The sequence below is a fragment of the Pseudomonas sp. B21128 genome, assembly GCF_044218865.1.
GTDB lineage: Bacteria > Pseudomonadota > Gammaproteobacteria > Pseudomonadales > Pseudomonadaceae > Aquipseudomonas > Aquipseudomonas iridis.
In genome coordinates this window covers 4,300,719-4,313,944 of sequence record NZ_CP162590.1, presented here as the reverse complement: position 1 = coordinate 4,313,944, position 13,226 = coordinate 4,300,719, and the positions used below count along the sequence as shown (strand labels likewise).

Annotated in this window: 10 protein-coding genes; 5 read left to right on the top strand and 5 right to left on the bottom strand. The window is 58.5% G+C overall.

From position 1 onward, the window contains the following. Positions 1-240 precede the first annotated feature (240 nt). Together AB4P91_RS19285 and AB4P91_RS19280 are read left to right on the top strand one after the other, a co-directional pair. A complete protein-coding gene (locus AB4P91_RS19285) occupies positions 241-1,440 on the top strand; it encodes an MFS transporter (RefSeq protein ID WP_395603422.1) in 1,200 nt (399 codons plus the stop codon). Between the two features lie 94 nt (positions 1,441-1,534). Further along, positions 1,535-2,458 carry a LysR family transcriptional regulator gene (locus AB4P91_RS19280; RefSeq protein WP_150591838.1) on the top strand — a complete coding sequence of 308 codons (924 nt, stop codon included), beginning with the start codon at positions 1,535-1,537 and terminating at the stop codon, positions 2,456-2,458. 10 nt (positions 2,459-2,468) lie between these two features. On the opposite strand, the gene AB4P91_RS19275 is transcribed toward AB4P91_RS19280, so the two are convergent. The 4 genes from AB4P91_RS19275 to xylA form a co-directional block, all read right to left on the bottom strand. After that, a complete protein-coding gene (locus tag AB4P91_RS19275; protein WP_395603421.1) occupies positions 2,469-3,605 on the bottom strand; it encodes a sugar ABC transporter permease in 1,137 nt (378 codons plus the stop codon). Then, the gene (gene xylG / locus AB4P91_RS19270; protein WP_395603420.1) at positions 3,606-5,162 is read right to left on the bottom strand and encodes a D-xylose ABC transporter ATP-binding protein; all 1,557 of its coding nucleotides are present in this window, start codon (positions 5,160-5,162) and stop codon (positions 3,606-3,608) included. Between the two features lie 151 nt (positions 5,163-5,313). Continuing rightward, complete coding sequence (gene xylF, locus AB4P91_RS19265; protein WP_150591841.1) at positions 5,314-6,315, bottom strand: D-xylose ABC transporter substrate-binding protein; 1,002 nt, start codon at positions 6,313-6,315, stop codon at positions 5,314-5,316. A gap of 148 nt (positions 6,316-6,463) precedes the next feature. After that, a complete protein-coding gene (gene xylA / locus AB4P91_RS19260) occupies positions 6,464-7,780 on the bottom strand; it encodes a xylose isomerase (RefSeq protein WP_150596374.1) in 1,317 nt (438 codons plus the stop codon). 175 nt (positions 7,781-7,955) lie between these two features. Between xylA and AB4P91_RS19255 the strand changes: the two genes are divergently transcribed. From AB4P91_RS19255 to AB4P91_RS19245, 3 genes are all read left to right on the top strand, one after another. After that, positions 7,956-9,137, top strand: coding sequence for a XylR family transcriptional regulator (locus tag AB4P91_RS19255; RefSeq protein ID WP_150596375.1), 1,182 nt, complete (start codon positions 7,956-7,958; stop codon positions 9,135-9,137). Between the two features lie 58 nt (positions 9,138-9,195). Beyond that, positions 9,196-9,828 carry a dTMP kinase gene (locus AB4P91_RS19250; RefSeq protein ID WP_395603419.1) on the top strand — a complete coding sequence of 211 codons (633 nt, stop codon included), beginning with the start codon at positions 9,196-9,198 and terminating at the stop codon, positions 9,826-9,828. 226 nt (positions 9,829-10,054) lie between these two features. Then, positions 10,055-11,341 (top strand): DUF2254 domain-containing protein, encoded by a 1,287-nt coding sequence (locus AB4P91_RS19245; RefSeq protein WP_150687480.1) that lies wholly within the window; start codon positions 10,055-10,057, stop codon positions 11,339-11,341. Between the two features lie 93 nt (positions 11,342-11,434). On the opposite strand, the gene AB4P91_RS19240 is transcribed toward AB4P91_RS19245, so the two are convergent. After that, complete coding sequence (locus AB4P91_RS19240; protein WP_395603418.1) at positions 11,435-12,889, bottom strand: TrkH family potassium uptake protein; 1,455 nt, start codon at positions 12,887-12,889, stop codon at positions 11,435-11,437. Positions 12,890-13,226 lie beyond the last annotated feature (337 nt).

The window sequence follows — 13,226 nt, the reverse complement described above, 5'->3', positions numbered from 1 at the left end:
AAACGCTCCTTGTGATGGCCGGGGAAGGGCGCCGCCGGGGACGACCGCGCCAGGGGCCAAAGCGTAGAGAAACCGCCAGCGCCGGAGAATCACCGGCCCACGCAACAGCGCGTTGCGCCAGAAGCAACGCCTGTGCCGTTGCGCGGGACGCATCACTGCGTTGCCCGCCGCGTGGATTCTGCGCATCGACACAGGGCCGTAGCCTTGGCAGCACTTTCCTGAACTCAATGAGGTGTCATCATGCTCACGGGCAATCCGGTCGTTGCGACCAATGCCGAACAGCCGGCTGGACTTTCCGGCCTGATGGTCGCGTTCCTGGCTTTTTGCTGTGGTGCGGTCGTGGCCAATCTTTATTACGCTCAACCGATCGTTGAACTGATTGCACCGCAGATCGGTCTGTCCAGCGCCAATGCCAGCCTGATCGTTTCGCTGACGCAGTTTGGCTACGCGCTGGGCCTGTTGCTGCTGGTGCCGCTGGCCGACCTGATGGAGAACCGCCGTCTGGTGGTCGGCTTCACTCTTGCGGCGAGCGTCACGCTGTTGTGCGCCGGGCTGACCCATTCACCGTCGATGTTCCTGGTGCTGTCTTTGCTCATCGGCCTGACGTCGGTGGCCGTGCAGATCCTCGTGCCGCTGGCGGCGCATTTGGCCCCCGAGGCCAGTCGTGGCCGCGTCGTCGGCAATATCATGAGCGGTCTGCTGCTGGGGATTCTGTTGTCGCGGCCACTGTCGAGCCTGTTGGTCGAGGTGTTCGGCTGGCGCGGGGTGTTTTACAGCGCAGCGGCGCTGATGGCGGTCATCGCGTTGATTACCGCAGTGGCACTGCCGCGTCGGCTGCCGACCCATAAAGCCACGTATGCCGCGTTGATCGGTTCAGTATTTACCTTGGCCCGGCGCTATCCGGTGTTGCGTCAGCGCTCGCTGTATCAAGGGCTGCTGTTCGCCAGTTTCAGCCTGTTTTGGACCCTCGCACCGATTGAACTGATGCGGCACCACGGTTTCAGTCAGGCACACGTGGCGATCTTCGCGCTGGTCGGTGCGGTGGGTGCCATTGCCGCGCCGATTGCCGGGCGTCTCGCCGATGCCGGGCATGGTCGGCGCGGCACGCTGGTCGCGTTGTTGCTGGCGCCGGTGGCGCTGTTGATCGCCGCGCTACCGGGCAGCGGCTATGTCTGGCTGGTGGTGTGCGCGGTGCTGCTGGATTTCGCCGTGCAATTGAACATGGTGCTCGGCCAGCGTGAGGTGTACGCCCTCGATCCGCACAGCCGTGCACGCCTGAACGCCGTGTACATGACCAGCATTTTCGTCGGCGGCGCGGTGGGGTCGTTGGTGGCCAGCCCGCTGTACGAGCACTTCGGCTGGCACCTGTCTGCCGTCGCGGTGGCGCTGCTGCCAGCGCTCGCACTCGGGTTGTTCCTGAGCCGCAGGGCGGATGTCTGAACACTGGATGAATGCGTTCAAGCACGGCGGTACAAGACGACAGACGAACAGTGATGCACAATCATCCGCGTTCCCTATCGACCGGACCCCGCTGATGGACAAGTTGCTGGCACTGAAGATGTTTGTGGAAACCGTGCGCTGCGGGGGCTATTCCTCGGCAGCGCGCAAACTCGGGATATCCACGTCGTCAGTGACACGGCAAGTGGCAGGGCTGGAACACGAGCTGGGCGCGAGCCTGCTCAATCGCACCACACGCAACACCAGCGTAACCGTTGCCGGCCAGACCTATTTCGAAAAAGCCGTGGCGATTCTCGACGCGATCGACGAAGCCGATGCCGTTGTCGCCGATCGTGGCGCCGAAGCGCAGGGCCGCCTGCGCATTAGCGTCCCTGTGGAGTTTGGTCGACGCCTTATTGCGCCGCACCTGAGTCGTTTGCTCGAGCGGCATCCGGGGCTGGAGATCAGTCTGTCACTGAGCGATCAGGTCAGTGACCTGCTCAGCGAGCAGATCGATGTTTCGGTGCGGTTGGGGTCAACCGTGGTCAGCGAAGACATCGTCAGCAAACGCGTGGGGCATTTCGAACGCTGGGTGGTGGCCAGTCCGGCGTATCTGGCGCGTAGCGCGGCGCTCTGTCACCCGCGGGATTTGCTGGAGCATCAATGCCTGCGTTTCGATTACGGCGGCATCCACCAGCACTGGACCTTTCAGCATGACGACGCGCCCATTCAGCTCAACGTCCAGGGGCGCCTGCAAAGCAACAACGCCGACATCCTGCGCGAAGCCGCCATCGGCGGGGGCGGGGTGACGCTGTTGGCCGACTGGCTGGTGCGCGACGACGTGGCGGCGGGCCGGCTGACCCGCTTGCTTGAGGACTACGCGGTCAATCCCGGCAGTGCCAGCGGTTGCATCAACGCCTTGTACTTGCCCAATCACCGTGGCTCCAGCCGGATCAATGTGTTTATCGATTTTCTGATGGAGATTCTCGGTCCGGCGGCCTCAAGCACGCCCGCCGGGTGATGCCTGCGCCTTAACGGCGTCCGGTGCGCGTACTCACATCCACCCACACGGCCAGCACCAGAATGCTGCCCTTGACGATCATCTGCCAATAGCTGTCGACATCGAGCATGGACATGCCGTTGTCCAGACTGGTGATGACCAGCGCGCCGAGGAGGGCGCCGTAGACCGTCCCCGAACCGCCGCGCATGGAGGTGCCGCCGATGAAGCAGGCGGCGATGGCGTCGAGCTCACCCATGCTGCCGGCCGAAGGTGAACCGGCGGCCAGGCGCGCGGTGTTGACCATGCCGGCGAGGGCGCACATCACGCCCATGATCCCGAAAATCCACAGCTTCACGGCCTGCACATTGATACCGGACAGGCGCGTCGCTTCCATATTGCTGCCCACGGCATAGACGCGCCGACCGAACACGGTCTGACTGGCGACGTAGCTGAACGCGCCCAGCAACACAAGCAGCAGCAAGACCGGCACGGGAATGCCGTCGTAACTGTTGAGCGTCTGGACGAAGCCGGCCAGCACCGCACCGATCACCAACACGCGTATGACGTCACGCACCAGTGAATGCGCCGCCAGGCCGTGAAGGGCGCGATTGCGCCGTTGTTTCCAGGTCAGGAACACCGTCAGCGCAAACAGCAGAACGCCCAGGCCGGTGCCGATCGCGTGGGGCAAGTACCCCTGGCCGATGTAGACAAGTTCCGGTGACACCGGCGCGATGGTCGTGCCGCCGGTAATCCCCAGCAGAATCCCGCGAAACGCCAGCATGCCCCCCAGACCGACAATGAAGGACGGTATGCGCAAGTAAGCTGCCATGTAACCGTTGGCGAGACCGATCAACAGTCCACAGAGGGCGACCAGGCTCAAGTTCGCCAGCAGCGGGACGTGGTAGATCACATCGAGAATGGCGGCGAGGCCACCGAGCAGACCCAGCAATGAGCCGACCGACAAATCGATCTCGCCGCTGATGATCACCAGCACCATGCCGCAGGCGAGAATTCCGGTAATGGACATTTGCCGCAGCAGATTGGAGAGGTTGCGCGGGGTGAGGAATCCGCCCTCGGTCTGCCAGCTGAAGAACAGCCAGATCAACACCACGGCAAACACCAGCGCGAGCATTTTGTAGCGAGTGAACAGTTGTTTGACCTGATTCATTTACGCGGATTTCCGATCATTATTGTTATGGCTGCCAGGCTGGCTGAGGGCCGCGGCGAGCACCTGCTCCTGGGTGAGTTCATGGTTGATGAAGTCGCCACGCAACTGACCTTCGCCGATCACCAGCACGCGATCGGAAACGCCGAGCACTTCGGCCAGCTCCGACGACACCATGATGATCGACACGCCTGAGGCCGCCAGCGCGCCCATCAACTTGTAGATTTCGTATTTGGCACCGACGTCCACGCCTCGGGTCGGCTCATCGAGAATCAGCACCCGGGGTTGGGTGAGTAGCATCTTCGCCAGTACGGCTTTTTGTTGATTGCCACCCGACAGGCTGGTGATCGGCAGGTACGGGCTCGCGGTCTTGAGGTGCAGGCGGGCGATTTCATGGCCGATGCTGCCCAGCTCGGCCTCGGCATCGATACGGGTGAGTTTCGAGTAGTTGTCCAGCACGGCGAGGGTGATGTTCTGGCCGACGCCCAGGTCCGGAATGATGCCCTGGCGCTTGCGATCCTCCGGCACCAGGCAGAGGCCGGCACGAATCGATTTGAGCGGTGTACGCGTGTCGATGGGGTGACCGTCCAGCCAGACTTCGCCCTCATGACGACCCGGGTAAGCGCCGAACAGCGCGGTCACCAGTTCGGTACGGCCGGCGCCGACCAGCCCGGCGATGCCGAGGATCTCGCCGCGTTTGAGGACGAACGAGATATCGTCGACCCGTTTGCGCCTGGGGTTGTCGACGTCGTAGCAGGTGATGTGACGGGCCTCGAAAATCACCTCGCCGATATCGTGTGGCTCGGTGGGGTAAAGGTTGCTCATTTCCCGTCCGACCATCTGGGTGATGATCTGTGGAATGTCCATGTCGGCCATGGCGGTGGTGGCGATATGTTTGCCGTCGCGGATCACCGAAATGGTGTCGCACACGGCAGCCACCTCATCGAGTTTGTGCGAGATATAGACGCAGGCAACCCCCTTGGCTTTGAGGTCGCGGATGATGTCCAGCAGCACCTCGATTTCCGAGCGGCTCAAGGCTGATGAGGGTTCGTCGAGGATCAGCAGGCGGGCCTTTTTGTTCAGGGCTTTGGCGATTTCCACCAGTTGCTGATAGCCACCGCCGTACTGCGATACCGGCAGCGCTACGTTCATGTCGGGCACTTTCAGCTCGCGCATCAAAGCTTCGGCACGGTGAATCATCGCCGGGTAATTCATCCGCCCGCCCGGCAGTGTCAGTTCATGGCCCATGAAAATGTTTTCGGCCACCGACAGGTCGGGCACCAGCGTCAGTTCCTGGTGAATGATGACGATCCCGGCCGCTTCCGTCTCGCTGATCGATTGCGCCGTGAGCGGTTGCCCGTCCCAGAGGATTTCACCGTCCCAGGTGCCGTGGGGATAGACCGCCGAAAGGATCTTCATCAGCGTGGACTTGCCGGCACCATTCTCGCCGCACAGGCCAACGCATTCCCCCGGTTTGACCTTGATGTCGATACCGTTGAGCGCTTTGACACCGCCGAAGGTTTTGACGATGCCGTGCATTTGCAGCAAATAGTCGGACATAACGAGGGCTCGTATTCCAAAGGCTCAAACACTTAACGCTGTGGGAGCGAGCCTGCTCGCGAAAGCGGCGGTTCAGCGGGCATCAATACTGAATGTGCTGCCGTCTTCGCGAGCAAGCTCGCTCCCACAAGGGTTTTCGCATTACCGGAGATCACTTCCCGGCAATTTGCGCCTTGGTGTAGAAGCCGTCCTGTTCCAGCAAATCGATGTTGTCCTTGGTCAACGGCGTTGGCGTGAGCAGGATGGTGTCGACTTTTTTGCTGCCGTTGTCGTATTGCGAGCTGTAGGTGGGTTTCTCGTTGCGCGCCAGTTGCACCGAGAGCTTGGCCGCTTCGGTGGCGATGAGTTTCAACGGCTTGTACACGGTCATGGTTTGGGTGCCGGCGATCACTCGCTTGACCGCTGCAAGGTCGGCGTCCTGCCCGGAAATCGGCACTTTGCCCGCCATTTGCTGCGCGGCCAGGGCCTGGATGGCGCCGCCCGCCGTGGCGTCGTTGGAGGCGACGATGCCGTCGATTTTGTTGTCGTTGCGGGTCAGGGCGTTTTCAACAATGCTCAGCGCTTCGGTCGGGTTCCATTCCTTCACCCACTGTTGGCCGACAATCTTGATATCACCCTTGTCGATGGCCGGTTGCAGGATTTTCATCTGGCCTTCACGCAGGATTTTTGCGTTGTTGTCGGTGGGCGCCCCACCGAGCAAAAAGTAATTGCCCTTGGGCGCCGCTTTCAGCACGCCGCTGGCCTGCATCTCGCCGACCTTTTCGTTATCGAAGGAAATGTAGGCGTCGACATCGGCATTGAGGATCAGACGGTCATAGGACACGACTTTGATCCCGGCTTTCTTCGCTTCGGCCACCGCGTTGGTCAGCACCGTGGCGTTGAACGGCACGATGACGATGACATCGACGCCGCGGGAAATGAGGTTTTCGATTTGCGAAATCTGCTTTTGCTCGTTGGCATCAGCCGACTGTACGAAGACCTTGGCATCCATTTTTTCTGCCGCCGCGACGAAATAGTCACGGTCACGCGACCAGCGTTCCAATCGCAGGTCATCAATGGAGAAGCCGATTTTCGGGTGGGTAGCGTCAGCCATCACCGGCAGTGACAGCAGCGCCAGGGCGGTGGCCAACAGCGTGCGTTTTACGTTCTTCATGTGGGGCGTCCTTTTATTTTTGTTGGAAAGACACGGCCTGACGATGAGTTATCGGGCTGGTAAAACTGTAGAGAATCCGCAAGCGCCGCAGGCACAGATTTGTCGTTGAAATGTCACCGCGCGGCGCGCCCGCAGACTCTGTGGGTGATCAGCGATAGATAAACCGGTTGACGATGTTCTCGAGCATTTCCTGGCGACCGCTCACGGCTTGCGGGTTCAACTCGTTGGTGAACGCATGCTCGGCCAAGGACTCAAGATTGAAGTCACCCGCCATTAGCGCCTGCCCGAACGGCTGCTTCCAGCCGGCGTAGCGTTGATCCTTGAGCCGTTGTAGTTCGTCGTTCTGCACCATGGCCGCTGCGCGTTCCAGGGACAGGGCAAGCACATCCATGGCACCGACATGACCATGGAACAGATCGATCTGATCGAGGCTTTGCCGGCGAACCTTGGAGTCGAAGTTGAATCCGCCATTCGTGAACCCTCCGGCCTTGAGGATTTCGTAGGTGGCCAAGGTCATTTCTTCGACGCTGTTGGGGAATTGATCGGTGTCCCAGCCGTTTTGCGGATCACCCCGGTTGGCATCAATGCTGCCGAAAATCCCCAGCGAGACGGCCGTCGCAATCTCGTGATGAAAACTATGGCCGGCCAGGGTGGCGTGGTTAGCCTCGATGTTGACCTTGATTTCGTGCTCCAGCCCGAACTGCTGGAGGAAGCCGAACACGGTGGCGCTGTCGTAATCGTATTGGTGCTTGGTCGGTTCCTGCGGCTTGGGTTCGATCAGCAGGTCACCAGTGAAACCGATCTTGTACTTGTGCTCGACCACCATGCGCATGAAGCGGCCCAGTTGTTCGCGTTCACGTTTCAGGTCAGTGTTGAGCAGGGTTTCGTAGCCTTCGCGACCGCCCCACAACACGTAGTTGGCGCCTTTGAGGCGATGGGTCGCGTTCATGGCGCTGAACACCTGAGCAGCAGCGCAGGCGAACACTTCGGGGTCGGGGTTGCTTGCGGCACCCGCGGCAAAGCGTGGGTTACTGAAGCAGTTGGCGGTGCCCCACAGCAGTTTGATCCCGCTTTCTTCCTGATGCCGCTCCAGGTGATCAATCATTTGCGCGAAGTGGTTGCGGTACTCCTTCAACGACTGGCCTTCCGGGGCGACATCCGTGTCATGGAAGCAGTAATAGTCGATACCCAGTTTGGTGAAGAATTCGAAGGCGGCTGCCGCCTTGCCAATGGCCAGTTCCATCGGATCGCCGGCGTGTTGCCATGGGCGCTTGAACGTCCCCGCGCCGAACACATCGGAACCCGGCCAGACAAACGTGTGCCAGTAACAGGCGGCCATGCGCAGGTGTTCGCGCATGGGTTTGCCGAGGATGAGTTTGTCGGCGTCGTAATGACGAAAGGAGAGGGGAGACTCGCTGTCCGGACCTTCGTAGCGAATCGGCTCGACATCGGGGAAATACTGCATTGACCTTGTCCTTGTTGTTCTTGGCGGTGTCTCGATACTAGCAACGGCCCAGTGCCCGCTGATTATGAAAAACACCAACACGGGGTGCGATTTTGCGTATTGAGGTTCGTCGCCCACGCGCCTAGTCTGTCTGCATCGCCTCCGAAGCAAGGGGCTCAGAACAAGCATAAAAACAATGAAAACCGTACCGCCTGTCCACCGTATCGCCCTGTTGTTCAACGGCAGCAAGATCTACGACCGTGGCATCATCAGCGGCATCGGCAACTACCTGAGCAGCACCCGCGCTTCATGGGATCTTTTCCTGGAGGAGGATTTTCTCTGTCGCTTGAAAGGGATCGAGCGCTGGCAGGGTGACGGCATCATTGCCGACTTCGACGATCCGCTGATTGGCGAAGCGCTGGCCGACATCCAGTTGCCGGTGGTAGCGGTGGGGGGCTCGTATGAGGATAAGCGTGCCTATCCGAAAGCGATTCCGTATGTCGCCACCGATAACAACGCGTTGATGACGCTGGCCTACAACCATTTGATTGAGGCGGGACTGCAGCGTTTCGCCTGCTTCAGCCTGCCTGAAGCGCAGGCCAATCGTTGGGCTCAGGAGCGGGAAAAAGCCTTCCGCAGACTGATGCAGCGCGACGGCCTGCACGCCGAAATCTATCGCGGCATGGGCACGAGTGCGCCGCTCTGGGACAGCGCGGTCGAACAGCTGATTGCCTGGCTGCAAGGCCTGCCCAAGCCCATCGGCATCATCGCCGTCAGCGACGCTCGTGCCCGCCAGTTGCTGCAGGCCTGCCTGACCGCCGGCATTGCCGTGCCAGAGCAGGTGGCTTTGATCGGCATCGACAACGACCCGCTCACCCGCAGCCTGACTCGAGTACCGTTGAGCTCGGTCATCCAGGGCACCGAAACCATGGGCCGTACCGCCGCGCAATTACTCCACCAGATGCTGCACGGCCTGCCGTCCACCGGCACGCAGATTCTGATCCCTCCCGATGCGGTCAATGTGCAGGTGTCGAGCTTGCACCAACCCTTGGGCAATCCGTACGTCATGCAAGCGCTGCTGTTCATCCGCCAATACGCTTGCCAGGGCATCAAAACGGCGCAGGTGGCGGCTTATGTCGGTGTATCGCGCTCGTCACTCGAAGCGCATTTCCGCGCTGAACGAGGCTGCAGCGTGCATGACGAGATCCTGCGTTTCAAACTGGCGGCGGCCACCAGCGGGCTAAAAAATACCGACTCGGTGATTGCCGACGTCGCACGCAGTTGTGGCTTCAAGTCGGCGCAGTATCTGCACACGGTGTTCCGACGGGAGTTTGGCTGTACGCCTCGTGAGTATCAGCAAGGGGCAGGGGAGGGCTAATGGAATACCCGCAAATGAGGTTACAGTGCTCATCAATGTCTCAGTTGTTGTGTGAACAATGAATCGTCCGCTGTTCGTTTCTCTGGATGGGCCCAAGGGCACCGGCAAAACCACACTGTTGGAAGCCATTACGCAGGTACTGCGCGCGGGCAACCAGAAAGTCATCCGGCTTTGCGAGAGAAAAAGCGATCCTTTCAGGGGTGAAACCATGGCCCTGGTCAACAATCTCGCCCGAAATCCCTCCACGGATCTGGAGTGGGCTGTATGCCAGGGTTTTGCTGAAAGTCGTAGCTGGATTTCCCGTCACATACTGACGAAACAGCCGCCAGACAGCATCATCCTGATTGATCGCTGGTATCCATCTGACGCCGCGTTTCGGCAAACAGTCCCGTTTTCCGACATTCTCCAATTGAACATGGATCGAGACGTACAAGTGCCAGACCTGCATGTTGGCGTCGTTACCGACCCGGACATTTCATGGGCAAGGGCCGCGACACGTTCGCGAGGACTGGGCGGCACTGTGATTCAAAAATATGCAGAGCACGTTGCGTGTACCGAGTCGTTCGAAAAAGCGGTAGCCGACCACGGTTGGGTTCTCTGTCGTAATGAAGGAACGATCGAAGAGGCGACAACGCAGGTGGTAACTCAGATCTATCAGGTGATGTTGGCACGGAACAGGGGGGCGCTATAAGCGCGTGAAGCGCAATCGGCCAGCCTTCCACCTTTAGCTGAGGTCCGCACCCGTTGCAGACCGCTGCTACACGCCAGGTAAGCTGACATTTCGAACGGGGATATTCTCGAGACGGGTCACGAGCCGTAATGTTTTTCTAGCCGGGATGAAAATCCGTTTCAAATTGCCGGTGAAAACCTATGCGCTGCTCCCGACGTTAACTGACGTAGTCATTGAAGGATTGCACATGATCGCTCGCTGGCGCTGGATAATAAGCCAACTGACAAAGAGGCTGTGGTTCAGAGCTTCCTTGTTTTCAGTTCTCGGAGTAGCGACCGCACTGCTCGCGGTGGTGCTCAAAGACTTCATCCCGGAATCATTGTCGGCGCGCATCGGCGCGGATGCCGTGGACAATATTCTGGGGATCATTGCCTCTAGCATGCTGGCCGTCACAACCTTCTCGTTAAGCACGATGGTCACCGCTTATGGGGCCGCGAGCAGCGGAGTGACACCGCGCGCTACCACCTTGGTGATGGAGGACACCACGACCCAAAATGCACTTGCCACATTCATAGGCTCATTCCTTTTCAGCCTGGTGGGGATCATCGCGTTGAGCACGGGCGCCTATGGCACGCAAGGTCGAGTATTGTTGTTCGCTGTGACGATAATTGTGGTCATCTTGATTGTTTACACTCTCCTGCGCTGGATTGATCACCTGTCAAAACTTGGAAGGGTGGGAGAAACCATCGATCGCGTCGAAAAGGCTGCAATAAAGGCAATCACTCAACGCGTTCAGTGGCCCTACTTAGGCGGCTCAGCTTACCCAGCCGATCTGTCGCTACCTCCAAGCGCAATCACAGTTAAAAGTGAGCTAACAGGCTATGTGCAACATATCGATGTGAGCGCACTTGGAGCTATTGCTCAGCATGATGAAATACAGATTTATCTGGATGTGCTCCCGGGGACATTTGTATACGAGGGAATGCCACTCCTACACATCGTGAGCTTGGGAAACTCGATGGCCGGGGATACCGATACTGCAAGAGACAAGGTTCTAGCGACGCTGACCATAGGCGTGCGGCGAACCTTTGAAAATGATCCCCGCTTCGGACTCTGCGTTCTTTCGGAAATCGCTTCTCGCGCCTTGTCGCCTGCGGTGAACGACCCAGGAACAGCCATCGATGTCATTGGCCGGGGAGTGAGGACTTTGACTTGCTGGAGCAAGCCTCACGTCTCTGGCTCGCAAACAGACCAGGGCTGTAAACAGGTCTTTCTCCGAGGATTGACGGTTGATGATCTGTTCGATGATTTTTTTGCCCCAATCAGCAGGGACGGTGCAGCTTTGCTAGAAGTAAACCTTCGGCTGTTAAAAGCCCTCATGAGCCTCGCCGAAATAAACCCAGCGATCTTTAAAGATGCATGCGACAGGCACGTGGATCTTCTCATCACTCGCGCAGAGATCACGCTTACGCTTCAGCACGAGAAGGATCAACTGACCTCAATAGCTGGAAGAATCACACGGCAGGCCAATTGAGTTGGACTCTTTGGCTTGGTGCAGCTTCCGCGTTTTCAAGAAAGCCTCGGGCCAATTGTTGCAGGGCCCATTCTTGAACTGACCGTGAGAGTATTAATACCTCCAAAAAACCGGCGTGAAGAGTACCAGCACGGTGAGTATCTCCAGCCGTCCCAGCAGCATGCCAATGGTAAGCAACCATTTTGCTGCGTCAGGCAGTGTTGAGAAGTTGCCAGCAGGCCCGATGATTGTGCCTAAACCTGGCCCCACGTTGCACACCGCAGTGGCAGCTCCGCTCAACGCTGTCGTCCAGTCTAGTCCGATCAGGGCGAGTCCCAAGGCGATCACTGCAATAGTGATGGTGAAGAAGAATGAGAAGGTCAAAAGCGAACGCAAGATCTCTTCATCAATCGGATGACCGTTGTACTTCTTCTGAATCACTGCACGAGGATGGATCAACTGCTTCAGGCTACTCACTAATAGAGCTCCAGCAACCTGGAAGCGGAAAATTTTAAGGCCGCCTGCTGTTGAACCCGAACAGCCACCAACAAAGGTCAGATAGAAGAACAACAGAACGGCAAAACTACCCCACAAGGTGTAATCGCCTACAGCAACTCCGGTGGTGGTGACGACCGAGGTCACATTGACCGCCACGATACGAAACGCATCCCACCATCCGTAGTCGCTGTGCAAACACAGCCAGGTACCCACCGCAAGCCAGGTCACGACCAAAAAACCTACGAATCCGCGCACCTGGTGGTCCTTGAACAGCGCACGACGATTACCGCGCAGCGTCGCGACGTACAAGGTAAAGGGCAGGCTTCCCATAATCATGATGACGACCGCTATCCAGTGAATCGCGGGCTGTGTCCAGTGGCCAAGTGATGCATCTGAGGTTGAGAAACCGCCAGTGGAGATCAAGGACATCGCGTGGTTGACCGCGTCAAACGGTGTCATCCCCGCGATCCATAGTGCGAGAGCTCCGGCGCTCGTTAGCCCCAGATAGAGAAAGAGGATGTACTTAGCGGCCACATGGGAGCGGGGCGCCACTTTCTCCGACCAGTCTGAGGACTCTGTCTGAAAAAGACGCATGCCACCCACCCGCAGCAGGGGAAGGATCGCCACAGCCATGCCGATGAAGCCGATACCACCCAGCCAGTGCAGCATCGAGCGCCAGATCAACAAACCGGGTGAGGCGGTATCCAAACCACTTAGAACGGTTGAGCCAGTTGTAGTGATGCCGGACATCGTCTCAAAGAACGCATCGGTGTAACTGATGTGACTGATGAACACCATAGGCAACGCTGCGAAGGTACACACCACCACCCAACTGCAAGTCGTCAATAGATACATATCCCTCGGACGAAGCTGAGCATCGTCCGGGCGCCCTCGCACGATCAACAGGAGGCCACAGATGAAGGTGATCAAGCTTGACCAGAGAAAGGCGGAGAGGTCGTCGTTGCGCTCGAAAGTCACCAGCGTGATCATGGGTATAGCCATGCTCACAGCCAACGTGATTAGAAAGATGCCTAAGATGAAACCGACAAGCCTGAGTGCAGCAGAGGACATGAAGTTAGCCTGCCAAAATTAACGCCGCGAAGTATCCGATAGCTAACATTCAATACGTGTAATTTTTGCGTAAAAAAATCGCGATCTCCGTGCACAGGGACGCCAGCGTGCGACCGCAATCAAAGGAATATAGCGGCTTTTAGCTTCGTTAGAGGCTGACGATTAATCATGGATTGGCTTAAGTCCACCCACCGCATATCCGTATCCGCGTTCTTTAGTTTCAGCGGGGAACGGTGCCGTGCTTTCCTGGGGCTGATTCAGGCAGCGTTCGCCACATGATTGGAAAGCTTGTTAGGATAGGACCCTACACATCTCGTTTTTACCATAGGAACAGCGG